Raw genomic sequence first — 26432 nt, 5'->3', positions numbered from 1 at the left:
TATGACCGACAGAATAAAAATTCAAATCAGAAGTTTGGAGTTCCACTACCGGAAGATGCCGGTGCTGGAAGATATCAGCCTGGATATTCCCGACCGGGCCGTCACCTCTGTCACCGGACCATCGGGGCAGGGCAAGTCCACCTTTCTCATCTGCCTTAACCGGCTCTGGCAGGAGATTGAGGGGGCCCGTGCGAAAGGGTCGGTCTGCATCGATTTCGGACAGGGCTTTGAAGAGATCAACCGGCCGGACTATCCCCTTTCCCTGCTGCGCCGCCGGGTGGGCATGGTCTTCCAGACCCCCAACCCGCTTCCCATGAGTATCTATAATAATATGGCCTTCCCCTTGAAACTGGTCCGGGAAAAGGACAGGGAACGCATCGCCCGGAAGGTGGAAACCGCACTCCGGCAGGCCTTTTTATGGGATGAGGTGAAAGATCGGCTCAATGAGGATGCCCGGCTGCTGTCCGGCGGTCAGCAGCAGCGGCTCTGTATTGCCCGGGCCCTGGTCCTGGCCCCCCAGGTCCTGCTTCTGGACGAGCCCACCTCATCTTTGGATCCGGCTTCGGTGGCGGTGATTGAAGAACTGCTGGTTTCCCTGAAACAGGACCGCAGTATCATCCTGGTCTCCCATTACGCCGACCAGGTAAAGCGCATCGCCGATCATGAGCTGGCCATGTCCGGACGGGCCCTGGTGCCCGTGTGAGCCGCAGCCTCATCCAGAATTTTTCTGACCATTTTCATCATATCCGATATTACAACGGGTTTCATTAAAAAGCCTTTTATCCCCATTTCCCTTGCCTGGTCTTCGTTTATCCGTTCACTGAACCCGGTGCAGGTAATCACCGGCATATCCGGCCTGATGGATATGATTTTTTGGGCGAGCTGGTCTCCTGTCATCTCCGGCATGGTCATGTCCGTTATCACAAGATCAAAGGCGTCGGGATCTTTGCGGAATGTGTCAAGGGCCGTCATGCTCCCGGTGAAGGCGGTAACGGCATATCCCGCCCGTTCAAGCATGAGGGTTTCAAGTTTTACAATGGCCTTTTCGTCATCAATTAACAAAAGCCTTTCATCCCCTTTGGGCAGAATACCATGATCGGCACTTGTGGTGCTGCCGGAAATCTGGTGGATCAGAGGGAAATATATCCGGAAGGTTGTGCCCCGGCCCGCAGTGGTGTCCAGGATGATCTCACCGCCGTGTTCCTTAACGATCCCGTAGACCACGGCAAGGCCGAGGCCGGTTCCCTTTCCCTTTTCCTTGGTTGTAAAATAGGGTTCAAATATTTTCTCCTTGATGGCAGGATCAATGCCGCAGCCGGTATCGGAAATTTCCAGCAGGGCATATTTGCCGGGGCGGATGGGGTGACCGTCAATGTCTTTTTGGGAGACAGTCTCTTCTCCAAGAAAAATGCCGATATTTCCGCCGGATTGTTCCATGGAATGGTAGGCATTGGTGATCAGGTTCATGGCAATTTGTTGGATCTGGGTCGCATCCCCCAGAATCATTCCGCAATTTTGCTGGATATCGTGGCTGATCTCTATATCCGCTGGTATGGCTGAACGGCTCAGATGGATGGCATCCTTTAATACCGATTGAATCCGCAGGGGTTCTTTTTTTATTTCCGACTGGCGGCTGAATGCCAGAATCTGCTTCACCAGGTCCGCTCCCCTCAATCCGGCTTTCAGGATTTCCTTGAGGTTTTGATGTTCCGGGCTATTGTCCGGCAGGTCCTCCATCATCAGTTCAGACATCCCGATGATGGGGAAGAGCAGATTGTTAAAATCATGGGCAATGCCGCCGGCCAGGTTACCGATGGATTCCATTTTCTGGGCTTTATGGAGCTGGGCCTCCAGCTTTCTTTTTTCCGTTATGTCTTCTCCGGCGCTGAGTACGCTGACAATGGCTCCTTTTTCATCCGTGAGGTAGGTGTTGTGCCAGGCCACGGTTTTTTCCCTGCCGGTTTTCGTCAATACATTATTTTCATAGTACTCCACCGGTTCAATGACCCCGTTCACCAATTGGTTAAACACATGGCGGACCTCATCCCTGACGGCTTCCGGAATAAAATTGTCGAACCAGTTCCGGTGGACCAGATCTTTTTCTTCACATTCAAGAACATTGCAGGCATGCTGGTTGGCAAGGTTGACCCTGCCCTTGAGGTCGATGCCGATAAACATCACCCCTGCCAGGTTCAGATACCGTTCCGCCTTTTGTTTCTGCTCGATAATTTCTTTTTCTGCCCGCTTCCGTTCGGTGATATCCATATGGGTGCCCAGCATTCGCAGCGCTTTCCCATTTGCGTCTTTTTCAACGGTTTTGCCCCTGGCCAGGATCCATTTCCATTGATTCTGCTTGGTGCGCATCCGGAATTCAATTTCAAATGCACGGCCCGATTTAAGGTGATTAAAAACGGTTTTTTCCGATAGGGGCAGGTCATCGGGATGAAGAAGATTTCTCCATGTTTCAAAGGTCTGGGGCAGCTCGCAGGGGGGATAACCCAACATGCTATACCATTTGGTGCTGAAATAGACCTGGTCTTTGTCTATCCGCCAGTCCCATACGGCATCGGATACTGAGTCCAGTGCGAGTTTCAGGCGTTCTTCGCTTCTTGCCACTGCCTGTTCCGCCGCTTTGCTTTCTGAGATGTCCTTGGTTATGCCGACAAGCTCGACGATTTTTCCGCCGGCGTTCTTGATGGTCATCAGGGAGAGGAGAATGTAAACATCTCTGCCGTCTTTATTAACGCAAACCACTTCAATGTTGGGGATATCATTTCCGTTGAGCAGTTCGCTGATCATACCGTTCAGAACATGGAGGTCTTCTTCTTTGTATAAAAGGGTGATGGATCTGCCAAGCACCTCCTTTCTATTGTACCCGTATATCCTCTGGGCCCCTTTGTTCCAGAACAGAATGGTGCCGTTTACATCGGTGGTAATCACTGCATCTGAGGTGGAATCGATAATGAAAGCGGCCTTGTTGAGCTCTTTTTGGATTTTTAACCGATTCAGAATACTGGCAATGGATATGAGAAAGGCCAGGGATAGAACCGCGATGGTGGTCGCAATGGCCCAGATTATTTTTTTATTCTTTTTATAAAAGGAATCCGGTTCATTGACAATGATGCGCTCTTTGGGGAGTCGTGAAAAATCAATCTTGTTTCTTTTTAATTCGGCATAATCAAAGACGTATTTATTGGGGCTGATATGTTTAACGGCTATTTTAGAAACAGGGGTGCCCGATAGGATCTCCAGGGTGATACCGGCTGCGGTTTTCCCCTGTTCAAAGTGGCTGATCACCTTTCCACCGAAAAGCCCCTCACCGATACCATGGTACCACAAATGGAAAATCGGCAGTTGTAATACGGTTTTTATTTTTCTTAAGCTTTCTTCAAACAGATAGGCTTTATTGTTTTTGTCATTATAGGCAGAAAGAAGCAGCACGGCATCCTCTGGTTCAATTGTCCCCAGAGCGGACAAAAAGTGCGGCCAATCCATTTGGGCAAGAGAAATCTCTTCAAAGCGATGGGAGGTAAACCGGTCGGCCATCCCATAAAATTTTTTTAAATCGGCCTGCCCGGATTTGGTGTTATCGACAATGGCAACAATCCGTTTTGACTTTGGGCGGAGTTTAATCATCAATTCAATGGTTTCTGCCATGGAAACGGCTTCAACGACCCCCGTGATCTGTGGGGTGTCATTCTGGGCAAGGGCTTTTTCAATATTGTTAACCCCCATGAAAATAAGGGGTATATGTTTAAATAACCGGTTCTGCTGTTCAATGGCAAAGCTGAGGGCATTGTCATCGGCAACAATGATTGCATCATATGGGGCCAATCTGCCCAATTTATAGCTTAAATCGTTCTCAAACCGGGTCCACTGCGCCTTTCCGGGAAATCTTTTGGTATCCATATACTCTATATCAAGCCGTATTTTTTCCCTTTTAAAAACGGAATTGATACCATTGATTTGCTGGAAAAATGTCGGGAAACCCGGATGGTAGGAACTGATATACAATACTTTTTTCTGTTCGCCTGCAAAAGAGGAGGCCGCAAGAAGGAGCATTCCCCATAAGATGATTGCCCGGGCATATCCTTTCCATGATAGAAGCTTGGCCATAATAATGTGAATTCTCTAAATCATGTTTTTGCCCGTTTTCAGACCGGACAATTCGTTGGATTTAATTTTAATACGATTAGATTGATTATAGACGACTCTTAAATATTAAAGAAAAGAATTTAAAAATCAAGCTAGATGATGGTATTAGAGTTCAGATTGCTTTATTTAAACTTGAAATGGAGGACGCTATGGCGTTTTTGTTGAACATTCTCTGGTTCGTTCTGGGCGGCGGATGGGCTGCCGGGCTGTTGTGGCTTCTGACCGGTTGCCTTCTTATGATTACTGTGGTGGGGATTCCCTTTGGATGGGCGGCATTCAGGATTGCCGGTTTTGCGGCCTTTCCCTTTGGCAAGGAGCTGGTGGATGCAAGGGAGCTGGGCGAGGAGCGGCTGGCGGGAACAGGGCTGGCCAATATTCTCTGGATTGTCCTGGCCGGCATCTGGCTGGCCATTTCCCATGTGCTGGCCGGGGTCAGCCTTTGTGTGACCATCATCGGCATCCCCTTCGGGTTTGCCCATTTCAGGCTGGCATCTGTATGTTTTGCCCCCCTGGGAAAGCGAACCGTGGATAAATAGGATGTGGATAAATAGGATTTAGATAAGAATAGAAAAACAGCCGGGAGATGCTTTGAGCATCTCCCGGCTGCTTTTATGGCACTAAGTAAAAATAGCTGATTTAATTTACTTAGAGAGCTGTCTCCGGATGGAAAACATTGACCTCTTTGAGGTCGTCGCCCAGGTACTCCCGTTCATTGGGACCGAGGATACCCAGAGAGAGGCAGATCAGGGTCCACAGGTGGACCACCCCGTACTCCCCGCCGTAGTGCTCGGAAAGTTCATGGATCTGGGCGTGGCAGTTATGACAGGCGGCGATGCAGTAATCTGCGCCTGTGGCCTGGACCTGCTGGTCCTTGATCTTGCCGTACTGCAGCCGTTCCTCCTTGAAGCCTGACTGCAGGAAACCACCGCCGCCGCCGCAGCAGTAGTTGTTGGATTTGTTGGGCTGCATGTCGATGAAGTTCTCTTCGCCGACGATGGACTTGACAACAAACCTCAGATCGTCGGCAATGGGGTCCCCATAGCTTTTTCTGACGATCTGGCAGGGATCCTGTACGGTGAATTTGATGCCCAGGTCCTTATTCCAGTCGGAATTGACCTTGAGCCGCCCTTCACGGATCCATTTTGCATAATATTCGTAAATGTTTTTGATTTCCAAGTTTTCAGTGTCGATACCAAATTTTTTCGCTCCGGCCCGGACCGAGAAAGTGACGTGCCCTCACTCGGTGTTGAGGTAGGTTTTACACCCCAGTTTCCTGGCCTGGCCGATGGTGGTGGATGCCAGATGTTCCCAGGACTTGTCGTCCGCCAGGAACATGCAATAGTTTTCTCCGCCCCATCCCTTGGATCCGTATGTCCAGTTGATTCCGGCCGTGTGGAGAATTTTCCACAGGGGGACCATTTCATCAGGTTCTGTAACCGGTTCCCTGGAGTTCTGGTTGAGGAAGAATTCCGCCCCTTCCTTATCAATGGGTGCTTCCATTTCGGCAAATTCCGGCTGGGATTCCTGATACTCTTCCAGGACGTCTTCAACAACAAATTCAAAGTCTTCTTCGGAGGCCGCCATGGCTGATCCGGTATCGTGTTTCAGGGCTGCGTCACAGGAGCCCAGAATACCCCTGGGCCGCTCTTCTCTGGGCCGTAGAGTCCGGGCGTTGAATACGAGCTGGGGAATATCTATTTTCATGGGGCAGACATAGATGCAGCGCATGCACATGGTGCACATCCAGGGCCAGTCTGAAGCAGCAATTTCTTCATCCATGCCCAGGGCAGCCATGCGGAGGAATTTTCTGGGGTCCATATCTGCCAGGCCTGTTGCCGGACACCCGGATGAACAGGCGCCACAGGTGAGGCAGGCATTCAGATTTCCGCCCTCGGGCAGGATTTCTTTTACCTTGTCTAAAAATGTTGAGGCCTTTTTCTTGCGGCCCAGTTTGATGACAGCTTCTGCCATGTTGATTCCTTTCCTGATATTAAAGGTCCTGGTATTAAAAAGCTCGGGTCGTTTAGTGGTAATCGTGGGTTCCCATTACGACTTCGATCCCCGTTTTTTCCTTGATAATGCCGGCCAGATCTTCGGGGCTGGTATAGGGACATTTGGGAACTGCATTGGCCAGGCAGGAACTCAGATAAATTTTATCCGGTTTGATTTCGGATAATTTGGCCGCCATGCCAATGCTGGGTACAACCGTTCTGCCCGGACACTGGCATTTGACAAAAGAGACTACTGCGGAGGGGGATTCGAATTTTCCTTCCCCGGTGGCAGCAGCTTTAAGGCAACGCCATTCCCCGGGACAGCCGTATCCCTGGTCGATGTATGCGCCGCAACCTACAATTGCAACTTTTTCCATGGTGCTCTCCTTAAAATCCTAAAGGTCCTATCTAAAAGGGCCTGTTCCCCTTATTATACGCGGGTATAAGCTCACCCTGTGATAATGCAGCATAATGCATGCCAGAGTTAGGCGTTTCAATGGTTTGTTTAAAAAACAACTTTTAATTCAGTAGATTATCCCGGCGGCCGATTTTACGGAAGATTAACAGGCGGTTGCAAATATGCTACTTTGGCCCGGTTTTTAGTTTCAATACTGCGACTATCGTGGCGCCGGTGGAAAAAACACTTTTCATCGGTCCTGTGATCGGGTTACAATGCCGGATCTTTAGTTGAACTGTGCAAAAAGAAATGATGAATCGACGGGAATTCCTTAAATCGGCGGGCAGTGCAGCCGCATTTGGACTGGCGGCCAGAATGCTGGCCTTTCCGGCAGGTACGGCCCATGCCCTGGAGGACCATCCGGACATCCGCCGGCATAAAATACCGGACCCGGCCATTAAGGACCGGCTCATGAAAAGCCGGCTCTATGACCGGCATTTCAAGGACGATATTTTGCTGGCGCCAGCTGAACTGCCGGTGTTCAAATCCAGCCTGGGACGGCTGAACCGGATCCAGAGACTGGTGGGCTATGGCAACTTCTGCCTGCTGGGGTTTGACGAGGCCATGGCCTGCGGCAAATCCTATGCCCGTGTGGGAAGGTTTACCAGGGAGGAACTGCAATTCCTGGAAAAGATATTCCACAGTTCTGCCGCCTGTTACGGTTTCATGGGAGAAAAACCCATAACAGCCCTCACCGCCGTCATCAACCGCAAAAAAGTGCGCAAGATTCCCAGGACCGGCAATTACCTGTTCAAGGGTAAGCCGGAAAAGATGTACAGCGACATCCGCAAACAGGTCGGGAAGGATGTGGTGCTGACATCCGGGGTACGCGGGGTGATGAAACAATTTGTGCTGTTCCTCAATAAAACCGCTGCCAGCGGCGGCAACCTCTCTATGGCCTCCAGGTCCCTGGCTCCCCCCGGATATTCATTCCACGGCGTCGGGGATTTCGATGTGGGCAAAAGGGGGTTCGGCGTGGATAATTTTACAGAAAAATTTACCCGGACCCGGATCTATAGCCGGCTGTCGGACCTGGGATACATAAAATTCAGATATGACCGGAAAAATGAACTTGGTGTACGATTTGAGCCCTGGCATGTTGAAGTGGTGTGACAGGGGCGGGCGGGGCGCCCGCCTGGGAAACTTGGTGGCTGCCTTTTGTATCTTCCTGGCGGGAATGGGGGGGATTCCGTCTGTCCGGGCGGCCGCACCGGACCCCCGGCTTGATTTTTCCGTACATACGCTGTCTTCAAACGCGTCCGGCCCCACCGCATTGGTGGTCGGCGGCATCCAGGGGGACGAGCCCGGCGGCTTCAATGCCGCGGCCCTCATTGTCACGGATTATACAATTTTATCCGGCCGGGTGATTGTGGTGCCCAACCTCAATTTTTCCAGCATTGTCAGACGGTCCAGGGGAATTCACGGGGACATGAACAGGAAGTTCGACCGCCTGAGCGCCGGTGACCCGGAGCGGCAGGCCGTCGACCGGATAAAGAAACTGATCCTGGACCCCCAGGTGGATTTTATTTTGAACCTCCATGACGGCAGCGGGTTTTATTCCCCTGCCCGGGTGGACGCCCAGCGCCGGCCGCAACGGTGGGGCCAGAGCATTATCGTGGATCAGGCCAGGATGCCCGCCGGCGGCGGTGACTTCCCGGTTTTTAACGACCTTGCCGGGACCGCGGCCCAATGCGTCGGAACCGTCAATACCCGGCTGCTGGATCCCGGTCATGCCATGCATGTGAAAAATACCCGTACGGCAGAGGGCAACCGGGAGATGGCAAAAACCCTGACCTATTTTGCCCTGAAACACCATAAACCCGCCTTCGGCATAGAGGCCAGCAAAGCCTTTTTAACCCCGGCACGGGTTTATTACCACCTGCTGGCCATTGAGGCCTTTTTGGACCGGGCCGGCATCCGCTTTAAGCGGGGCTTTTTAATGGACCGGGCTGGTATTGCGGCCGCCATTAAAAAGGATATCGCCTTTAGCCTGGGCCGCCGCCGGATTTTGCTTTATGCGGAAAATATCCGGAACAGAATCAATTATCTTCCCATGGAAAAGGATAAAGGAATTGATTTTAACGCCAACCATCCTTTGCTGGCCCTTGTGCCCTCGGGTGATGTCTACAGCCTGTTCCATGGCAACCGCAGACTGGCCCGCCTTTCTCCCCAGTATTTTGAATATGATTACGGGCTAGACAGGATCGGGATGCTGGTGGACGGGGTGCAGCGGTTTGCTCCTTTTGGCTCCCTGGTCCGGGTAAAGGGACGGTTTCTGGTCCAGGATATTCCCGGCCACCGGGTTAATGTCATCGGGTTTTCCTCCCCTGACCGTCACAGTGAATCCGGAATTGAAATTCGTAAACAGAGTTTTGTCCGGAAGTTTTCCATTGACCGGGAAGGGGATATCTACAGAATCGAGGTCTACAAAGGGGATAAGTTCAGCGGGATGGTCCTGGTGGATTTCAGTGAACCGGCAAATGATTTTAAGCTGGCTGGTGCCGGCACAGACGGCATGACGCCGCCCCCGGGAAAATAAACTGCCCGTGGGAAATGGTGTCCATTGGCATGCCATTGATCCGCCCCGGAGGGTGATTATATTGGCTGGACTTGAATAATGAAAATAAAAGGCGGGTAAAATGGCAAAAGAAAAAGAGGTCACCCATGTGGTTCAGAAACAGACATTGTATATCGCTGTGCTGGTGGCCGTTACATTGGGGTTTTTGGCCGGTGCGTCATATACATCCTTTAAACTGGCAGGGGCGGGCGGCCGGGGTCAGGCCGCAGTGAAAGATCCCCATGCCGGCAGCCAGGCGGATGCCCAGGCCAGAGCCGAAGCCAGCGTCGGGGCTGAGATTTTGAAGCTGGAGACCTTTTTAAAGGAAAATCCGGAAAATGCCGGGGCCTGGGTCCGGCTGGGCAACCTGTTTTTCGACACCAACCGGTTCGGCGATGCCATTGATGCCTATGAGAAATCCCTGACCATTGCCCCGGGGGATCCCAACGTGCTGACGGACCTGGGGGTGATGTATCGTCGGAATAAATTGCCGGAAAAGGCCGTCGGGGCATTTGACAGGGCCATTGCCGCCCGGCCGGATTTCGAAACGGCCCGGTTCAACAAGGGGATTGTGCTCATGCACGATCTCAACGACCTGCCCGGTGCAACCCAGGCCTGGAAAGAACTGGTAAAGATTAATCCCCTGGCCCAGGCCCCGGGCGGCAGGATGGTCGCCGACCTGGTCCGGGATCTGGAACGCAAAGCCAAGTGATGGCAGAGCTGAAATCCGTGGTTGCCGGGGCGCCCCGGGACTGGCGCCTGGAGATTGTCCGCAAAGCTGTCCGCCATATCTATTTCAGGGTTTATCCGGAACAGAAGCTGGTAAAGATCAGTGCGCCGCGCAGGGTCAGCCGTGATGATCTGGATACCGCCATCCGGGATCGGTCTCCCTGGATGCTGAAACAGATCAAGAAATCCCGGCCGGCCCCCCGGCCTGGCGCATTATTGCCGGACCATGGAAAACTTCGTTTCCGGGGGCGGCAGTATCCCCTTAATTTTATTGACGGCCAACCGCCCCGGGTGGGGTTTGATCCGGACAAGGGCGTTGTGGTGCAGACCCGCCCCGGCGCAGCCCGGGATAAAAAGGCGGCGGTGCTGGAGGGCTGGCTGCGGCAATGCCTCAAGGGGGATATCAGGGAACTGCTGGATAAGTGGGAACCGGTAATGGGGGTGAGGGCCTCCGATTTCGGGGTGAAGAAGATGAAAACCCGGTGGGGCAGCTGCAATACCCGGGTGGGCCGCATCTGGATCAATTTCGCCCTGATCCGCCTGGCTCCCTGGCTGCTGGAATATGTGCTGGTCCACGAATTGTCCCACCTGCTGGAACCCTCCCACAACCGGAGGTTCTATGGGATTATGGACCAATTCCTTCCTGGTTGGAAGAACTGCAGGGCAGAACTGGATCAATATTCCCCAAGGGCCATGGGCTGAAAGGCTGCGGCCGTTTATCCCTCAAGTCTTTTTTCCAGCCAGTCCGCCATATCCTTAAAGACGGTTTCATGGTCCGGATCATTGAAAATTTCGTGGAATCTATCCGGATAGAGGATGAATTTTTTATCTGTAGACCCTGCGGCTTCGTGGAATTCTGCCGTGCCGTCGGGGTCAACCAATGCATCTCCTCCCCCCTGGAGTACCAGCAGGGGCAGGGAAATGCCGCCGGCACCCTCCATTGCCCGGTCACATGCGTCAAGCATCTGGGAGGCCAGGCGGGCCGTGATTTTGCCCGTGGATACCAGGGGGTCGTTGATATAGGCCGCGACCACCTCGGGATCCCGGCTGATATCGGTGGCGTCCAGGCGTCGGATTCCCAGGGTTGGCGCCACCCGTGAGAATAGACCGGCGGCTGTCCGGGTAAGGGGGGTGACATGGCCGGGGACTTTGACAGCCGGGCCTGAGAGTAATGCCCCGTCCACCTTGTGCTGGCGGGCCTGGAGATAGGCCGCAACGATCAGCCCGCCCATGGAATGGCCCACCAGAAAGACCGGCCTGCCTGGTTCCCAGTCCTTTACCTTGTCCACAAACAGATCAAGCGCCTGGGTGAATACATTGAAATCCGGAACAAAAAGCCGTCTGCCCCCTGACTTGCCGTGGCCGTAGTGGTCCGGGGCATAGACGGCAAAGCCCCTGGGCACCATGCTGTTTACCAGGTTCATATACCTTCCGCCGTGTTCGGCCAGGCCGTGGACCACGATAAGTGCTGCCCGGGGCGATGATTCCGGCAGCCAGCACTGGTAGAAATAATCAATGCCTTCCGGGCCTTTGAAATATCCGTTTTCCGCGGCCATCGGGCCTCCTTTCAGCTGAAAATGTAGAATCCCAGGTTTTTGGCATAGGGGGGCGGATTGTAAAAATCCGCGTAAATATAGTTGCCTTTTATTTCCCTGACCACGATGCGCCGTTTGATCAGGGAGCGTTTGATGTCGTCCAGGTTGAACTGGATATCCAGAAAATCATTGACCCGTATACGGTGGGATTTTGAAATCCTGAAGCCGATGGCGGACAAAGATACCTGTTCCACACGGATCCGGCCGAACTCCCCTGTTTTCAGCCGCTTGAAGCTGCCGCCCAAAGAGACCATCTTGCCGAAGTTCCCGGTACTGCCCGGGGTCTGGCTTTTCATCCGGTCTTCCTCCTCTTTGGCCTTGGTCTGTTCCTCTTCCAACAGGGGCTGGAGGTTTTCCTGGAGGTCCATGATCTCTTCGGCCTGGCCGGGGGTTGACTTGGATTTTGCAAGGGCTTCGGCCACCAGGGCCTTGAGATTGACTGCATCCTCGCTGTCCAGGGTATGGGGCTGGATGATCATGGGCAGGGGGTGGAGTTTTTCTTCCGCAAACCCAAGGTTCAGGGCCTTTTCAATCCGCTGTTTGGCATGTTCCGCACCGTCGGAGTATGTCATGGGCAGCATGGCGATGAAACTGTCGTCCCCGTATCGGTAGAGGGTGTCGTCCCGCCGCTTTGTCTGCTTAAGAATACCGGCCAGGAGCATGATGCCTTTTTCGCAGGTCTCCTCCCCCTGTTCGGCTTTGATCCGGTCCAGGCCGTTGATGACGATGATCAGCATGGAAAAAACATTGCCGAATTTGGCCTTGAAATCCCGTTTGCCGGAAACGGCGCGTTCAAAGCTCCAGCGGTTTTTCAGGCCGGTGACTGCATCCTTGGTGGCCAGGTTGGTCAGGGCCTGGGTATAGTATGAGCGCTCAATGGCAATGGCCGCGTATTCTGCAATATCAGAGAGGAGCCTGAGATCCTGGTCTGAAAAATTATTGTTGTCAATACGGTTGATAAGTTCGATGACACCGAAAATTTTTCCCTCGGTTTTCAGGGGGGTGCCGATGATGGACTGGGTCTTGAACCGCGTGTGTTTGTCCACCCGGTCGCTGAACCGGCTGTCCCTTGACACATCTTCTATGATCAGGGCTTCCCCGGTTTCCATGATGTGCCCTGCGATGCCTTCGCCCCTGTTGAGTTTCACCCCCTGGAGCTTATCCTTGTTCGCCCCCACCACCACTGAAAAGACAAGGTCATCGCTTTTGGAATCCTTGAGCAGTATGGACCAGTGGCAGGGCTGGAAAATACATCCCACCTGGAACATAACGATATCCAGGACTTCTTTTATGTTTTTGGCCCTGGCCAGGGCCTTTCCCATTTCAAGTCCCAGATCCTGGACCATGGATTCGGCGGAGCCGGGGTGGTTTTCCTGGGGGAGGGACTGAAGGGATGACTGGGGATCGGCCTGGAAATAGTATTTGGTGTTGGCCTTGGAGAGCTTGATGTTGGCCCAGAGCAGGTTTTCCTTGAGTTCGTTCACCGAAGGAAATACAAATTTGTAGAATTCGGAAATATTCTCCACCTCTTTATTCATGGCCAGGATGCACTGGATCACATCCACTTTTTCGGGATCCACGGCCACTTCGACCTCCGGGGCCAGGATGGGGGGACGGATGAAATCAAAGGAGCCAATGCCCTGGGTCCAGCAGAGGAAGTCGGCCATGGAAACAATGGCGATGAGGTGTTTTTCATCATCTGAAAGTTTCTGGTGCTCAAAGGGCTGGTGGTGGTATTTCACGGCCAGCACCAGCTTTTCCGGCAACTGCCACTGGGCGCAGAAATAGGCGCCGATATCGTCGTGTCCCAGGCCGATGACGCTGCGTTCCTTTTCAATAACCAGATCCGTGGAGGCGGACAATTGTTGTATAAAATTGCCATAGTCGGTCCTGCCCTGGAGGTCCAGAAATATTTTGCCCACATCGTGGAGCAGACCTGCGATATAGGCTTCCTCTGGGTCCGCATTCTTGGTGGCTTTTGCCAGTTCCATGCTCAAAACAGCCACGGCCAGGCTGTGGCGCCAGAAGAGCAGCCGGTTGAATTCGTCGGACTTTCCCTTTTTGAACATGTTTTCAAAGATGGTCATGCCCAGGGCCACTTTTTTTATTTCATCCAGGCCCAGTATGACCACGGCCTCAGAAAGGGTGGTTATTTTCCTGGACAGACCGTAATAGGCTGAGTTGACGATCTCCAGAATCCTTGCGGAAATGCCGGGATCGGTTTCAATGATTTTCGATACGTCTTCCAGGGCGATGCTTTCGTCCCTGGACGCCTCTATGAGTTTTGCCGCCACCTGGGGGAAGGAGGGCAGATTTTTACGATCTAACTTCAGAATATTTTTTATATCTGATTCGGACGGTAGATTCAGCCTGTCTGTCATCTTTTATTGTCCCATTCTTTAATTGCGTCCTGGTTCAAATTCCTATTGAATACATAAGAATGGGCTTTTGTCAATTTTTGAAAAAGGAGAATTATTGTTTTACGATCTCCATGAAGGCATCGATCCGGGTTTCTGCCTGGGAAGTTGAGAAATTTCTGGGATCCACCATGTCCGCTTCCAGCAGCAATACCGGAATACCGGCCTTTTTCCGGACAATATTCATAATATCCAGCTGGCCGAAGGAATATGGCTTGCAGGAGCGGTTAGAATGCATGACAAATCCGTGGGCACCGTAGAATTCTATCATTTCCAGTACCTGGGCGGCCATCTGGTCCACACCGATGTTCAGGTATATCCGGGTGTAGGCTTCGGCCATGGAATCCAGGAAATGATCCGGGTCAACGTACCGGGTGGATGAACACCAGGCCGAGGTATAGGTGTCCGCCACCAGACAGGCCTGGTGGCCGGCAAATGTATCGGAAAGCCATTTGAGGCTGTACCAGACCGGGAGATTGTCCCAGAGCAGCCGGTATTTCTCTCCCGGGACAATGCCAATCCCCCGGTTGACCCGGTCTTCCATCTCTGCGGCCAGTTCTTTATAAAAGTCCACGGCGGTCTGGGTGCCCCTTAGGGTAACGATGAGGGCCAGGAAGAAAAATGCGTCGAATGCGCTCATGGGGGCCGGCTTGGCAGCGGTTGTGTTGAGCACCTTCTGCCAGAGCAGCTGTCCTTCCAAAGAGAGTTTGCCCACTTCTTTCATTTTGTCGCGGTCAAAGGCCCGGCCGGTGGCCTTCTCTAAAAAAAGGATATACTCCTGGATCTGCGCTTTTACATAGTCGGCGATTTCCCGGGTGTATCCGGTATGGCAGATGGGGGTGTCCAGGATGAATAGGGGGACATTAAAGCGGCGGGCCTGGATTTCATACCATTTGAGCACGGTGCCGCAGATATTGTTGCAGCAGATCAGCATGTCCGGTCTGGGCAGGCCGCCCAGGGGGCCGCCCCCGGCAACGGCACAGGCGATGTCCGACCGGGCATAGGAGCAGAGGTCGGGGCTGTAGCCCATTTCCTCGGCCTTGGTACACAGGTCTTCCCCCATCTTTGAGGCACCGATCATGGCCCCGTGGTTTTCCGGGTAGACCGGGATGATATCCATGGCAATGAGGGGTTCCACCGGACCGCCCGATGTGATCCAGGCCACGGTTTCTTTGTTGTCCCGGGCCGTGAGGGCATCCATATAATAAGTGGTCATGATATCCCGCATCTTCCGGGCGCATTTTATCTTCCGGTTTTTCTTATCATTTAGATTAGAGGTCTTGTCGGATGGTTTTTCGGTCATGGCGCAGTCCTGGTTAAATCATTTGAATAAAGGTTTCCAGCCGGGTGGCCGCCTGTCCCGCGTTGATCTGCTGGTCGTCCATCTCCAGGCGGAGGGAGGGGATGTTTTCACGGTCCAGGAAGTCTTTGAGATAGGGGTAGTCAAAGGCATGGGGGTCGCAGAATTTAAGGTGAACGAAGACAACCCCGTCGGCCTGTCTCTCCCGGACCAGGTTCACCAGGGCCTTTCCCCGGGCAGTTGTGCCGCTGTGCTTGGCCGGGCAGACAATGCGGTCCGTGTACCGTGCGGTGAGGCCGTCCATGGGAGGGAGGTCCTCGGGGATGCCGCCATCAAACCATCGTTCTCCTGTGCACAGGTCATCACCGGCCAGGGTGGCGCCCGCCCCTTCAATCAGTGTATACAGGTCCGGCATGTCGCATACCGAGCCTGAGAGGATGAGCCGCACTGATTTTTTATCTGAGATGGGGCCGTCCTGTTCCGAAGCCAGGGCCTTTGTCAGGTCGTCCAGTGCCCCGGCCAGAAGCTCCCGGTCCATGACCATGGCGGCTTTGACGATGGTGAAAAGATCTTTTCCTGAAATCATGTCCGGGCGGCTTGACTTGGCGGCATAGATCTGTCCCAGGCCGGACCTTATCCGGTTGAACAGCGCGATGGCGTTTTCAAGGTCTCTACCGGTGATCTCCCTGTCCGTATACGCTTCAAGATCGGCCTTGAATTTCATAAGGACATCTTTCATATAGGTTCTGGCCGAATCGGTTGTGAGTTTGACGGGCATGGTGACATCTGCAAAAAATGCCTGGTCCATGTTTATCCGCCAGATGTCGGATAGCCGCTGGATGGAATCGCAGGTATGGGGGAAAACAATGCCGTCCAGGTAATCCAGGCGGCCGGCAAGACCGTCCTCCAGGATTCCCCGGACAAGGGAGCAGCAATAGGCCTGTAGATGATTGTCGGCAAGGCTGACTCCGGTCTTTGAGGAAAAAAGCCGCATGGGATGGCAGCCGGCCGCATAAATCAATTCCTCGGGTGCATAGGAGCAAAGGTAGCCAATTACCGCCCTGTTTTTCGATTTGGCTGCTCCGGCTGCCCTTGCCGGGGTGCTGGCAGCCTCGTAAAAGGGGCGCAGTTGGGGGATCATTCACGGCCTCCTAAAATTGTCGTCAAACGGAAGATGGGTTTCTGTCTATCGGTTTCTATATCGAACAGCGGTCGGCTTGTCAACCGGTGCTTGTCGATTTCCATAAAATATGGTACCAATAAGGAGTGCAAGGATATAACCGGACGGAAAAACATGGAGAAAAAAGATACACTCAGCCGCCTCAAGGCGGAAGAACGCAAGCTGCGCCGCCGGATCATCATAGATGCCGCCAGGGAGGTGTTCGGCAGGAAAACCTATGACACGGTCAGTATGGCGGAAATTGCAAAAACTGCAGGTATTGCCAAATCTTCTATTTATACCTATTTCAGGTCCCAGGAAGAGCTGTATGCCGAAATCGCCTATACCGATGCCTGCGGGTTTATAGAAGATCTCAAGGCCGGTATTGAGGAACGGCCCGATGACGCGCTGGAGACCTGCATCGCCTGTTTTCTGGATTATTATATCGTCCAGGTGGCCCAGTGGCGGATGATCACCCATTTTGCCCTCCACGGCAACAAGGAGATGGGAGCGGTTGAGCAGCTCAACGAGATTGGCCGCCGGCTGATGGATGTGTTTGAATCTGTTTTTCGCAGCCTTGGCTGCCAAGAGGAGTCCAGGCTCCTGGCCCATACACTTTTTGCCGGCCTTTCCGGAATCCTCATTGCCTTTAGAAACTATCCCGGCAGAAGCGAAGAGGAACGGATTGAGCACATGAAACGGATCGGCAATGTCATTGAATCCATGGTTCTGGCCCTGGTGGATCAAAAAATAAAGTGATGGAATCTATCAGATGGCGCCATCGAGGGGGGATGAATGGAAATGCCCAATAAAAAAGGCTGGCTGGCGGTTTTATTTATTTTGATCTGTCTGGCCATTCCCTTTGGCATGACCTATTACGTCTCCACGGACGGATTCAAGGACGACTACGCCCATTGGCGGGGGGAGGTGCCGCAGGCGCCTGCCGATGCCTCCGTTGAAAATATCCGACGGGTTGACGGCCGGGTGACCCTGGTACTGGGCGAGCGCATCTCCATCCACAATACCAGCCTGGTCTACAAGGGGGTTGAAAACGGCCGGGTGAATGTGGATCTTTACCTGGAGGAGTTGGACCCGGCCCGGGCCTATCCCCAGTCTTTTCCAGAGTCCGGGGGGCAGGACAGGGTGGTCCGTTTCGGGGATGTCTCTTATAGGGTTAAGGGCCTTGGCAAGAACTCCCTGGTTTTGGAAATCCTTGAAACCATGGGGGCCAACTAACGGTGGGCCTTGATTTTGATGTGATCATTGCCGGGGCCGGCCCGGCCGGTACGGCTGCCGGTTTTGATCTGGTATCGGCCGGGATGTCCGTCCTCATCATGGACCGCCGGGATTTTCCCCGTAAAAAGGCCTGTGCCGGCGGCATTACCCCCAAAGCAATGGGCCTTTTCCCCTACGATATCTCCCATCTGATTGTCCGGACCTGCAGGAAAATAGTCTTCCGCCCCCCCGGCGGACGGGCATTTCCAATCACGGCAGGCGGCAGCCCGCTTTGCTATATGACCCAGCGGCAGGATCTGGATGCCTATGCCCTGGACAGGTTAACCGCTGCCGGAGGGCGTTTTTTGAAAATTGAAAAAATCATATCCCTGGATCAGGACAACCGGGGCGTCGGGGGGCAGGTGATATGCGGCGGCCGCAGGAGGCGGTTCAGGGCCCGGTATCTCATCGGCGCCGACGGGGCCAATTCAAGGGTCAGGGAGCTGCTGGGACGATCTCTGGGAAATATTGCCCGGTATCCGGCCCTGGAGGCGGATGTCCGTGTCGACCGCCCAGGGGCCTTTGCCCCGGAGTTTGATTTTTCACGGGGGATTGCCGGGTATTACTGGATATTTCCCAAAGGGGACCATGTGAACATCGGCATCTACGGGGCGAGCCCCAACGTGTCGGTGAACCGCCGGCTTCTGGTCGATTATGCCCGGGAGCGCCTGGGAAGTGAGACCCTGGAAAATATTAAGGGCTACCCCATTGCCGTGGGCGGCGGAAGGGCCTGTGCCGGTATCAAAAGGATATTGCTGGCCGGGGATGCCGCCGGCCTTGCCGAACCCCTTTTCGGTGAAGGTATTTATTTTGCCCTGAAATCCGGAAAGACGGCAGCGGCGGCCATTGTCCGCAGCAAAGAGGGCAGGGCCGGGAGCGGGTACCGCAGAAGGCTTTCCAGGCTGTTTATGGATTTGTATCTCCACCGCCTCGGGGCAGCGCTGCTCTACCGTTTTCCGGGGACATGCCTTGGGATTGGCGGATATCCGCCGGTGAAAGCCTATTTTGCAAAAGGGGTGGCCCGGGGCAGAACTATTTCGCAATTACTCACGCCGCATTCATTTTAATACAAAAATGTAGGAAAAAGACGGGAAGTTTCGGGATTAAATTCATGAAAATACAATTTTGTCTAAAATAATATTACATTTTTGTAAGTTGCTATAAATATCTAAAAAATCATCCTACCCAAGAATATCCTTTATAATCAGTATGTTGTAATTATAATTCCTGTTTTTTTCTCCCTGGCACCCCTTTTGCTCTTATAGGAAAGCAAGTTGTTGCTGAACAAAACCGTAACCGAAGGGAGAAAAGATGAAAAAAATTCTGGCAATAATCAAGCCGTTTAAAGTGGATGAGGTCAAGGACGCCCTGGCCAAGATTAACGTCAACGGAATGACCATTTCCGAGGTCAAGGGCTTTGGCCGGCAGAAGGGCCATAAAGAGGTGTACCGGGGAGCGGAGTACCAGACCGACTTTGTGCCCAAGGTGGAACTCAAAATCTGTGTGGACGACGACCGGGCCCAGGCCGTGGTGGATACCATTGTGGATACGGCTAAAACCGGCAAAATCGGGGACGGCAAGATTTTTATCCTCCCCGTTGAAGAGGTGATCCGCATCCGAACCAGTGAAACCGGCAATTCCGCATTGTAAAACTGAAATTAAATAAAGGAGAACAAGAAATGAAATATATCCCCATGATCCTAATGGCACTTGCGGCAAGCATCTCATCGGCCTGGGCCGGTGATGAGACCCCAACGGTTCTAACCAATAAAGCAGCCATCGGCCTGGTGCAGTCCCATGCCGATTATGTGTGGACCCTGGTCTGTGCCGTCCTTGTATTCTTTATGCAGGCCGGGTTCGCCATGGTGGAAGCCGGATTCACCCGGGCCAAAAACGCAATCAATATTATGATGAAAAACCTCATGGATTTTTCCATGGGCTCCATTTTCTTCTGGGCCATCGGGTTCGGCCTGATGTTCGGAACGTCAAAAACCGGGTTTTTCGGTACTTCCGGCTTTTTCCTCAGCGATTTTGAGATCGGCGGGGATCCCTGGGTCCTGGCCTTCTGGATGTTCCAGGTCGTATTTGCCGCCACCGCCGCCACCATCGTTTCCGGTGCCATGGCCGAGCGGACCAAGTTTACCGGTTATCTCGTGTACACCGCCGTTGTCTCAGCCTTTATCTATCCCATCTTCGGTTCCTGGGCCTGGGGATCGCTTTTCAACGGTTCCGGCTGGCTTGAAGGCTTAGGGTTCATTGACTTTGCAGGATCAACTGTTGTCCATTCCGTGGGCGGTTGGGCAGCCCTTGCCGGCGCCTTAGTGCTGGGACCCCGGCTGGGTAAATACACCAAAGACGGTGCCGTTAAACCCATCCTGGGCCACAACATCCCCCTGGCTGCCCTGGGCGTATTTATCCTCTGGGTGGGCTGGTTCGGATTCAACCCCGGGTCCACCACTGCTGCGACCAAAGATATTGCCATGATTTTTGTAAATACCAATCTGGCGGCCGCTGCCGGTGCTGTAATGGCCATGATCGTCTCCTGGATGAAGTTTGGAAAGCCTGAAGTCGGCATGAGCCTGAACGGTGCCCTTGCCGGGCTTGTGGGGATTACCGCCGGATGTGCCAACGTCACCCCGGGCAGCGCTGTCATCATCGGTGCCGTGGCCGGTATCCTGGTGGTTTTCTCTGTCCTTTTCTTTGACAAGATTAAAATCGACGACCCCGTTGGCGCCGTTTCCGTTCACGGCGTCTGCGGTGCCTGGGGTACCCTTGGGGCCGGTATCTTTAACATCGGCGGCACCACATTCAAGATTCTTTCCGTACAGTGCATCGGCATCCTGGCCTGCTTTGTCTGGACATTTACCACTGCATACGTCCTCTTTAGGGTGGTGGATGCGGTCATGGGCCTGAGGGTCTCCCCGGAAGAGGAACTGGAAGGGCTGGACTCCACGGAACACGGCGGCAATGCCTACCCGGATTTCTCCACCATCAACCATGCTTCCGGTTACACCGGCGGCGGTTCCGGCGGCCTCAAAGAAACCTCTCCCGCCTATGCCGGCGATCTGGCAAGCCAGAGCTGAAGCTAATCCCACCGGCCCTGTACTCTGATTCAGGCCAATACAAGAACCCTGCTTTTTTCCGCCATGGGGAAAAAGCAGGGTTCTTCATTTTGGCCCCAGTGACAGAACATGTATAATCCTGGCATTTCCAAAGACAGAGTGCCCCACAAGATGTCCTGTTAGGGCCTTTATTGAAAAATTGACAGAGAATAGATAAATTGAACATCATTTACTTTTGAACCTGAAACCCCTTCAAAAAGACCGTTTAACCCGACTTCCGATTCTTCGAAGCAAGATCACATGCCGATATCATTCCTTGACCAGGGACGTTTCCATCATGCGGAGAAAATGGTTGAACAGGTCCTCCTGTGTCATGCCGAAAACAGCGTCAAAATGCTTCTCCCGGATTCGAAGTATCTGGGTAACACCGAGGATCTGCCCCCATAGCAGCAGCATCAGTGGCCTCGGGGCAAGGTCTGTTCTAAGAGCGCCGCGTTGAATGGCATTTTCAAGGGTAGCGGTCACCAGGTCGGAGAGCTCCTGAGAGACGGCCTGGCAGGCAGCCTGGCGTTCACTTAAGGGCCGGTTCCGTTCTGATTCATGGTAGACAAAATGTCTTGATTCATAAACCATTATCAGGTCCATAAATGCCGGGTGTTCCTGGGCAAAGGCAAAAAAGGCGCGGGCAACACCCGAAAGCCCGGTTCCCTCTGAACGTATTTTTTCAGCCGCATCGGCCATGCGGTCCCGAAGCATGGTCATGCAATGGAGGACCACGGCCATGAAAAGTTCCTCCTTGTCCCTGAAATAGAGGTAGATGGTGCGTCTGTTGTAACCGGCCGCTTCCGCGACCGCAGGGATGCCAGTTTTTTCAAATCCCTTTTCGACAAACACCTCCCGTGCGATGTCAATGATCCGCTTTTCCTTCTGGGCTTTCTCCCACTCTTTCCTGCTGGCGCCCGGCCTGTCTTTTCCCATATATGATTTTTCCTATTGACATTGCACAAAAACGAATGATAATTCACACCTGTGAAATCTATAGCACTTGATGTATACTACTGATCAATCCTTATGGGAGTCAAGTGAGAATATGGCCGGTGCACCTGTTTATTTCATTTTTTTTGTCGGCATTATCCTGATTGCCGCCTATGTGCGGGGATACAGTGGATTCGGTTTTTCCATGATCACCGTGGCCGGACTCTCCCTTATCTACCCGCCGGCAACCGTTGTCCCTGCCGTGCTGATGCTTGAAGTCGCTGCCTCGGGATACCTGATCCCCGGCGTCTGGAAAAAAATCAACTGGCATACCCTGGGCTGGCTGTCCATTGGGGTGACTGCCGGATCCCCTGCCGGGGTATGGCTGCTCAAGTTCCTGCCCGAGAGCCTGCTCAAAATTGGTATTGCCATTGTGGTGGCCGGGCTGGCCGGGCTGCTGTGGACAGGGGGGGAATACCGACGGCAAATCGGCAGGATCGGCGCAATAGGAGCCGGTTGGGTCTCCGGGGTTTTGACCGGCAGTGCTGCCGTGGGAGGACCGCCGGTGATCCTTTTTTTCTTCTCATCCCCAACCCACACTGAGGTATCCCGGGCCACCCTGATCGCTTTTTTTTTCGGATCCGATCTGATTGCCGCCGCAGTATGCGGCGCATCAGGATTGATCACGCCCCCCACCGTCAAAATATTCCTTACGGCGCTTGTCCCCCTGGTCATTGGCATTGTCGCCGGGAACAGGGGGTTTTTAAAAACCGACCCCGTCCGTTTCAGAAAGCGGGTACTGATATACCTGATACTATTGTCCGGACTGCTGCTGGCAAAGAGCATGTGGGAAATCTGTCAACCCTGGTCAACATGAACCAAGCATAAAGGAGGGATAGAAAATGGAAATTCCAAAAACCGGGAGAAGCGAATCACAGATATTTGCCGCTTTGGAAGATTTTAGAAAAGATGACCTAAAATGGCGGGAAGGCCGCGCATTCGGGTATGTTTTCGATCCCGGCCAAAAGATAATGGATGTGGCCAAAAAGGCATACAATGCCTTCTTATCCGAAAACGGTCTTGATTTTACCGTATTCAAAAGCCTCCAGAAACTGGAACGGGAACTGGCCGCCTTTGGGGCCCGCCACCTCGGCGGTGATGACCAGGTGGTGGGTAATTTTTCCAGTGGCGGCACTGAAAGCATCATCCTGGCCGTTAAAGCGGCCCGGGACTGCTATCGGGCCAAACGGCCGGATATCCTGAAGCCGGAAATCATTCTCCCGGCAACAGCTCATGCGGCATTTCACAAAGCCGCCCACTATCTCGGCCTGGAAGTTGTCCTGGTCTCTGTGGATCCCCACACCTTTAAGGTGGACCCTGAAGCTGTGCGCAAGAAGGTGACGGACAATACCATTATGCTGGTGGGATCTGCCCCGTCCTATGCCCAGGGGATCATCGACCCCATTGCCGAACTGGGGGAAATTGCCCTTGAAAAGGACCTGTGGCTTCATACCGACGCCTGCATGGGCGGCTTCCTCCTGCCCTTTTTTAAACGGCTGGGAGAGCCGGTGCCGGATTTTGACTTCAGTGTGCCGGGTGTTTCTTCCATGTCCATGGATCTTCACAAGTATGCATACTGCCCCAAGGGGGCCTCACTGGTACTTTACCGGAATAAGGCGCTGCGCAAGCATCAAATATTTGCCTGCTCCGGGTGGATCGGCTATACCATCGTCAACAACGCCGTTCAGAGCAGCAAGTCCGGTGGCCCCATGGCCGCTGCCTGGGCCGTTCTCAACTACGTGGGGGAGAATGGCTATCTCGAGATTGCTCAAAAAAAACTTGCCGCCGTAAAGAAACTGACCCGGGGCATCCAGGAAATTGACGGCCTCAGGCTGCTGGCAGATCCCCAGATGACCCTCATCGCTTTTACCGCTGACAGCATTAATGTCTTTCATATCATCGATGAAATGAACGCCAGGGGGTGGTATATTCAGCCAGCCCTTTCCTTTGATAACGCTCCGGCCCATATCCACCTCTCTGTCAATGCCTCCAACGTAGGATGGGAAGACGATCTGCTTAAAGACCTGGCCGACGCAGTGAAAAAGGCGGCGCAACTGCCGGACGGAGACCTGGTCGGTGCGGTGAAAAATGATCTTAAGGGGCTCAACCTGGACGATGTCTCGGATGGGGACATGAAGAACCTGCTGGCCATGGCCGGCATTGACGGTGAGGGACTGCCGGACCGCATGGCGGACATCAACGGAATTCTTGATGTCCTGGATGCGGGAGCCCGGGAAAAGATCCTGACCTCATTTGTCAACGATCTCTTTGTCCAGTAAAAAAACATTGCGTTCATAAACGGATCAATGAAATAAAAGATCAGGGCAACCCACAAACCAGGAGGTGAAGATGACCAGTCCGTTCCCCTTTGATTCCATGCTCGTGTTTGCCTTTTTATCGGCCATGCTGCTTTTGGGCATCGTCCTCCGGGCAAAACTTGGCATCTTGCAGAGATTTCTATTCCCCAGTTGCCTGGTGGGCGGGGCCATGGGCCTGCTTCTGCTCCAGACCGGGGTCGTCCAGATCCCGGCTGAGACCCTGGAAACATTTGCGTATCACTTTTTCAACATCTCCTTTATTTCCGTCGGCCTGACCCGTGATGGGGAACAGGGCCGGCCGGCCGCGGATGGGAAATGGTACCGGGGCCCCGGCTGGATGGCACTGATGCAGGGGCTGACCTTTCCCATGCAGGCGGTCATTGGCGGTCTATTCGTAATTGCCCTGGGCATTGTTGGGATGGACTTGTTTCCCACCTTCGGATTCCTTTCCCCCCTGGGTTTTAATGAAGGACCAGGCCAGGCCCTGTCCATGGGAAAGGCCTGGGAAGCATTGGGGTTTGACAGCGGTGCCACCATCGGCGTCACTTTTGCGGCGACGGGATACTTTTTTGCCTTTTTCGTAGGGGTCCCCCTGGTCAATTACGGAATTCGAAAAGGGTGGGCTTTCTGCGGATCAGGGCGCCTGTCACGGGAATTCATCACCGGACTGACCTCCCGTGGCCAACAGACCGAATCGGCAGGTCATCTCACGATCCAGTCCGGAAACGCTGAAACCCTTGCTTTCCAGGCCGCCCTGGTGGGTGTTGTCTATGGTATCACCTACGGCCTGGTAACCCTGCTGGGGACATTCTTACCGGCGGATGTGGTCACCATTCTCTGGGGATTTTTCTTTTTTTTCGGACTGGGGGTCGCCTATATTTTCCGGTGGCTGATGGAAAAGACCCAGACCGCCTACCTGGTGGACAGCGGTATCCAGCGGAGAATTACGGGATGGGCCGTCGATTTTCTGATCGTGGCCACCGTCTGCGCCATTCAGTTTGCGGTGGTCCGGGCATACCTGCTTCCCATCAGCCTTATCGCCCTGGCAAACGGCATCTTTACCAGCGTGCTGGTGGTCTATCTTGGCAAACGTCTGGATCGCTTTGGCTTAGAGCGGTCAGCCGCTATCTTTGGGACGGTCACCGGCACTGTTTCCTGCGGATTGCTGCTGCTGCGCATGGTCGATCCTGAATTCAAGACACCCGTCGCCTTTGAGATTGCCGTCATGAACATCCTGGTGCTGCCCCTCGTCGGCGGTTGCACCCTGCTGGTCAACGGGCCTCTGTGGTGGAACTGGAGCGTCGGGTTTTCCACCCTGGTTTTCGCCGGTATTTTCATTGCGGTGCTGTTACTGATGAAGGGATTCGGTTATATCGGCCCGTCCCAAACCCGGAATACATAGAAAGGGCTTTTTACGGTATAACCTTCCCGAAAGCAAGACAGGAATGCAATTCGGGTTTCCCTGCCAATTTTGTAAATAGTTGACCCATTGATCCATTTTCTTAGGAGATTTTTAAAATTTTCGACAAGGAGACTCTCTATTGGATTGAGGGTGTTTTCAAATCCGAAGTGGATTTGTAAAATTCCAATCCCCAACAATAGAAACGCTAGTGCTTATGCGGTTTTTTCGGAACAATAGCGATTTTGGTTTTATCCAAATAAATGGCGTATACCCTGACCTTCAGTTCGGGTTTGAGCGGATTGTCCGTTTTGAGTGTAAGAATGTCGTAAAAATCATCGGCCTTGTCTGAATAGGTCCTAATTTTAACATGCCAGTCCCGGTTGCCCTGCTCGGGCGCCGCCAGTTCCGCCTTAATTCTGGTATGGATTTTTTGGGTCATTTCCAAAATCTTAATATTAAAGTCTTTGGCCGGGCTGATGGTCACCAGCGCCTCCAGACTCTGACCCGGATTGCCGCTCAGGCTGACCACAGCCGGTTTGATTGTTACGCTCTGGGTTACCTTGCCCGTTACGGTCAGGTATATTTTTTTATTATTCGGATCATTTGTCTTGACCAGGATACTCCTGTGAAGGTGTTGCCCCCCGTATCCGCCGGTCTCTATTCCTATTTTTATCCCTCCTTCCCCGCCCGGAGGAATCGTCCTGTCAAAGGAATGGCTGACGCAACTGCAAGATGGAATAACACGGAGTATGCTGAGTTCCGAATTCCCCTGGTTCCTGACAATAAATTCATGGATCAACTTTTGTCCTTCAGGTGTCGGCGGGAACTCATATCTGGGATTGACTGGAATGGCCTTGGGAGCGGCAAGGGCCAAGCCAGCCCAAAAAAACAGCGCTCCTGCCGTAAATAATTGAAAAATTCTTGCTTTCACTTTCTGCCCTCTGTTTATGTTGTCCTTGTGAATTTCAGGCCGCTCCCAT

The 26432-nt window shown here is 53.2% G+C and carries 23 protein-coding genes; 14 read left to right on the top strand and 9 right to left on the bottom strand.

The features are described 5' to 3' along the window. Nucleotide 1: 1 nt before the first annotated feature. A complete protein-coding gene (locus HUN04_04855; GenBank protein WDP89091.1) occupies nucleotides 2–703 on the top strand; it encodes an ATP-binding cassette domain-containing protein in 702 nt (233 codons plus the stop codon). Here HUN04_04855 and HUN04_04850 read toward each other — a convergent pair. Then, nucleotides 661–3909 carry a PAS domain S-box protein gene (locus HUN04_04850; protein WDP89090.1) on the bottom strand — a complete coding sequence of 1083 codons (3249 nt, stop codon included), beginning with the start codon at nucleotides 3907–3909 and terminating at the stop codon, nucleotides 661–663. The two genes, HUN04_04855 and HUN04_04850, sit on opposite strands and share 43 nt — an antisense overlap. Nucleotides 3910–4304: 395 nt before the next feature. Between HUN04_04850 and HUN04_04845 the strand changes: the two genes are divergently transcribed. Then, nucleotides 4305–4691, top strand: a complete 387-nt coding sequence (locus HUN04_04845; GenBank protein WDP89089.1) for a YccF domain-containing protein — start codon at nucleotides 4305–4307, stop codon at nucleotides 4689–4691. Nucleotides 4692–4800: 109 nt separating this feature from the next. Here the strand turns inward: HUN04_04845 and HUN04_04840 are convergent, their stop codons facing one another. Both HUN04_04840 and HUN04_04835 read right to left on the bottom strand, forming a co-directional pair. Then, entirely contained in the window at nucleotides 4801–6126 is a 1326-nt protein-coding gene (locus HUN04_04840; GenBank protein ID WDP89088.1) for a (Fe-S)-binding protein, read from the bottom strand. 52 nt (nucleotides 6127–6178) lie between these two features. Further along, nucleotides 6179–6523: a CGGC domain-containing protein gene (locus HUN04_04835; GenBank protein ID WDP89087.1), complete on the bottom strand. Its 345-nt coding sequence runs from the start codon at nucleotides 6521–6523 to the stop codon at nucleotides 6179–6181. Between the two features lie 332 nt (nucleotides 6524–6855). On the opposite strand from HUN04_04835, the gene HUN04_04830 reads away from it, so the two are divergent. From HUN04_04830 to HUN04_04815, 4 genes are all read left to right on the top strand, one after another. Then, nucleotides 6856–7716, top strand: coding sequence for a D-alanyl-D-alanine carboxypeptidase family protein (locus tag HUN04_04830; protein ID WDP93166.1), 861 nt, complete (start codon nucleotides 6856–6858; stop codon nucleotides 7714–7716). A 34-nt stretch (nucleotides 7717–7750) separates the two neighbouring features. Beyond that, nucleotides 7751–9142, top strand: coding sequence for a succinylglutamate desuccinylase/aspartoacylase family protein (locus HUN04_04825; GenBank protein ID WDP89086.1), 1392 nt, complete (start codon nucleotides 7751–7753; stop codon nucleotides 9140–9142). A 100-nt stretch (nucleotides 9143–9242) separates the two neighbouring features. Then, the gene (locus HUN04_04820) at nucleotides 9243–9872 is read left to right on the top strand and encodes a tetratricopeptide repeat protein (protein WDP89085.1); all 630 of its coding nucleotides are present in this window, start codon (nucleotides 9243–9245) and stop codon (nucleotides 9870–9872) included. Continuing rightward, nucleotides 9872–10591 carry a M48 family metallopeptidase gene (locus HUN04_04815; protein WDP89084.1) on the top strand — a complete coding sequence of 240 codons (720 nt, stop codon included), beginning with the start codon at nucleotides 9872–9874 and terminating at the stop codon, nucleotides 10589–10591. The genes HUN04_04820 and HUN04_04815 overlap by 1 nt, the downstream gene beginning before the upstream one ends. Nucleotides 10592–10605: 14 nt before the next feature. Here the strand turns inward: HUN04_04815 and HUN04_04810 are convergent, their stop codons facing one another. The 4 genes from HUN04_04810 to HUN04_04795 all read right to left on the bottom strand — a co-directional run bounded on the left by HUN04_04810 (nucleotide 10606) and on the right by HUN04_04795 (nucleotide 16339). Continuing rightward, complete coding sequence (locus tag HUN04_04810; protein WDP89083.1) at nucleotides 10606–11445, bottom strand: lysophospholipase; 840 nt, start codon at nucleotides 11443–11445, stop codon at nucleotides 10606–10608. 11 nt (nucleotides 11446–11456) lie between these two features. Then, nucleotides 11457–13865 (bottom strand): HDOD domain-containing protein, encoded by a 2409-nt coding sequence (locus HUN04_04805; protein ID WDP89082.1) that lies wholly within the window; start codon nucleotides 13863–13865, stop codon nucleotides 11457–11459. Between the two features lie 91 nt (nucleotides 13866–13956). Further along, complete coding sequence (locus tag HUN04_04800; GenBank protein WDP89081.1) at nucleotides 13957–15204, bottom strand: 2-hydroxyacyl-CoA dehydratase; 1248 nt, start codon at nucleotides 15202–15204, stop codon at nucleotides 13957–13959. Nucleotides 15205–15217: 13 nt separating this feature from the next. Then, a complete protein-coding gene (locus HUN04_04795) occupies nucleotides 15218–16339 on the bottom strand; it encodes a 2-hydroxyacyl-CoA dehydratase (GenBank protein WDP93165.1) in 1122 nt (373 codons plus the stop codon). Nucleotides 16340–16495: 156 nt separating this feature from the next. Here HUN04_04795 and HUN04_04790 point away from each other — a divergent pair, with 156 nt between their 5' ends. From HUN04_04790 to amt, 5 genes are all read left to right on the top strand, one after another. After that, a complete protein-coding gene (locus tag HUN04_04790) occupies nucleotides 16496–17119 on the top strand; it encodes a TetR/AcrR family transcriptional regulator (GenBank protein ID WDP89080.1) in 624 nt (207 codons plus the stop codon). A gap of 36 nt (nucleotides 17120–17155) precedes the next feature. Then, nucleotides 17156–17596, top strand: a complete 441-nt coding sequence (locus HUN04_04785; protein WDP89079.1) for a hypothetical protein — start codon at nucleotides 17156–17158, stop codon at nucleotides 17594–17596. A gap of 2 nt (nucleotides 17597–17598) precedes the next feature. Then, complete coding sequence (locus HUN04_04780) at nucleotides 17599–18702, top strand: geranylgeranyl reductase family protein (protein WDP89078.1); 1104 nt, start codon at nucleotides 17599–17601, stop codon at nucleotides 18700–18702. Nucleotides 18703–18946: 244 nt separating this feature from the next. Next, the gene (locus tag HUN04_04775) at nucleotides 18947–19285 is read left to right on the top strand and encodes a P-II family nitrogen regulator (GenBank protein WDP89077.1); all 339 of its coding nucleotides are present in this window, start codon (nucleotides 18947–18949) and stop codon (nucleotides 19283–19285) included. Between the two features lie 29 nt (nucleotides 19286–19314). Continuing rightward, entirely contained in the window at nucleotides 19315–20718 is a 1404-nt protein-coding gene (gene amt, locus HUN04_04770; GenBank protein WDP89076.1) for an ammonium transporter, read from the top strand. Between the two features lie 288 nt (nucleotides 20719–21006). Here amt and HUN04_04765 read toward each other — a convergent pair whose 3' ends face one another. Beyond that, the gene (locus tag HUN04_04765; GenBank protein WDP89075.1) at nucleotides 21007–21675 is read right to left on the bottom strand and encodes a TetR/AcrR family transcriptional regulator; all 669 of its coding nucleotides are present in this window, start codon (nucleotides 21673–21675) and stop codon (nucleotides 21007–21009) included. 112 nt (nucleotides 21676–21787) lie between these two features. On the opposite strand from HUN04_04765, the gene HUN04_04760 reads away from it, so the two are divergent. From HUN04_04760 to HUN04_04750, 3 genes are all read left to right on the top strand, one after another. Continuing rightward, on the top strand, nucleotides 21788–22549 hold the full coding sequence (locus tag HUN04_04760) for a sulfite exporter TauE/SafE family protein (protein WDP89074.1): 762 nt from the start codon (nucleotides 21788–21790) through the stop codon (nucleotides 22547–22549). Between the two features lie 25 nt (nucleotides 22550–22574). Further along, nucleotides 22575–24011: an aspartate aminotransferase family protein gene (locus tag HUN04_04755; protein WDP89073.1), complete on the top strand. Its 1437-nt coding sequence runs from the start codon at nucleotides 22575–22577 to the stop codon at nucleotides 24009–24011. Nucleotides 24012–24081: 70 nt separating this feature from the next. Beyond that, nucleotides 24082–25452 carry a hypothetical protein gene (locus tag HUN04_04750; protein WDP89072.1) on the top strand — a complete coding sequence of 457 codons (1371 nt, stop codon included), beginning with the start codon at nucleotides 24082–24084 and terminating at the stop codon, nucleotides 25450–25452. Between the two features lie 205 nt (nucleotides 25453–25657). On the opposite strand, the gene HUN04_04745 is transcribed toward HUN04_04750, so the two are convergent. Continuing rightward, nucleotides 25658–26251 carry a DUF1573 domain-containing protein gene (locus HUN04_04745; GenBank protein ID WDP89071.1) on the bottom strand — a complete coding sequence of 198 codons (594 nt, stop codon included), beginning with the start codon at nucleotides 26249–26251 and terminating at the stop codon, nucleotides 25658–25660. Nucleotides 26252–26432 lie beyond the last annotated feature (181 nt).

This window comes from Desulfobacter sp. (assembly GCA_028768525.1).
In the GTDB taxonomy this organism is placed as follows: Bacteria; Desulfobacterota; Desulfobacteria; order Desulfobacterales; family Desulfobacteraceae; genus Desulfobacter.
This window is presented reverse-complemented; position numbering and strand designations above follow the sequence as displayed.

Excerpts from the sequence above, each read along its gene's own strand:
- HUN04_04765 (WDP89075.1), bottom strand. The coding sequence starts at position 21,675 with ATGGGAAAAGACAGGCCGGGCGCCAGCAGGAAAGAGTGGGAGAAAGCC.
- HUN04_04790 (WDP89080.1), top strand. The coding sequence starts at position 16,496 with ATGGAGAAAAAAGATACACTCAGCCGCCTCAAGGCGGAAGAACGCAAG.
- HUN04_04850 (WDP89090.1), bottom strand. The coding sequence starts at position 3,909 with ATGGATACCAAAAGATTTCCCGGAAAGGCGCAGTGGACCCGGTTTGAG.
- HUN04_04810 (WDP89083.1), bottom strand. The coding sequence starts at position 11,445 with ATGGCCGCGGAAAACGGATATTTCAAAGGCCCGGAAGGCATTGATTAT.
- HUN04_04830 (WDP93166.1), top strand. The coding sequence starts at position 6,856 with ATGAATCGACGGGAATTCCTTAAATCGGCGGGCAGTGCAGCCGCATTT.
- HUN04_04805 (WDP89082.1), bottom strand. The coding sequence starts at position 13,865 with ATGACAGACAGGCTGAATCTACCGTCCGAATCAGATATAAAAAATATT.
- HUN04_04820 (WDP89085.1), top strand. The coding sequence starts at position 9,243 with ATGGCAAAAGAAAAAGAGGTCACCCATGTGGTTCAGAAACAGACATTG.
- HUN04_04760 (WDP89074.1), top strand. The coding sequence starts at position 21,788 with ATGGCCGGTGCACCTGTTTATTTCATTTTTTTTGTCGGCATTATCCTG.
- HUN04_04815 (WDP89084.1), top strand. The coding sequence starts at position 9,872 with ATGGCAGAGCTGAAATCCGTGGTTGCCGGGGCGCCCCGGGACTGGCGC.
- HUN04_04775 (WDP89077.1), top strand. The coding sequence starts at position 18,947 with ATGAAAAAAATTCTGGCAATAATCAAGCCGTTTAAAGTGGATGAGGTC.
- HUN04_04835 (WDP89087.1), bottom strand. The coding sequence starts at position 6,523 with ATGGAAAAAGTTGCAATTGTAGGTTGCGGCGCATACATCGACCAGGGA.
- HUN04_04755 (WDP89073.1), top strand. The coding sequence starts at position 22,575 with ATGGAAATTCCAAAAACCGGGAGAAGCGAATCACAGATATTTGCCGCT.
- HUN04_04785 (WDP89079.1), top strand. The coding sequence starts at position 17,156 with ATGGAAATGCCCAATAAAAAAGGCTGGCTGGCGGTTTTATTTATTTTG.
- HUN04_04855 (WDP89091.1), top strand. The coding sequence starts at position 2 with ATGACCGACAGAATAAAAATTCAAATCAGAAGTTTGGAGTTCCACTAC.
- HUN04_04845 (WDP89089.1), top strand. The coding sequence starts at position 4,305 with ATGGCGTTTTTGTTGAACATTCTCTGGTTCGTTCTGGGCGGCGGATGG.
- HUN04_04750 (WDP89072.1), top strand. The coding sequence starts at position 24,082 with ATGACCAGTCCGTTCCCCTTTGATTCCATGCTCGTGTTTGCCTTTTTA.
- HUN04_04800 (WDP89081.1), bottom strand. The coding sequence starts at position 15,204 with ATGACCGAAAAACCATCCGACAAGACCTCTAATCTAAATGATAAGAAA.
- amt (WDP89076.1), top strand. The coding sequence starts at position 19,315 with ATGAAATATATCCCCATGATCCTAATGGCACTTGCGGCAAGCATCTCA.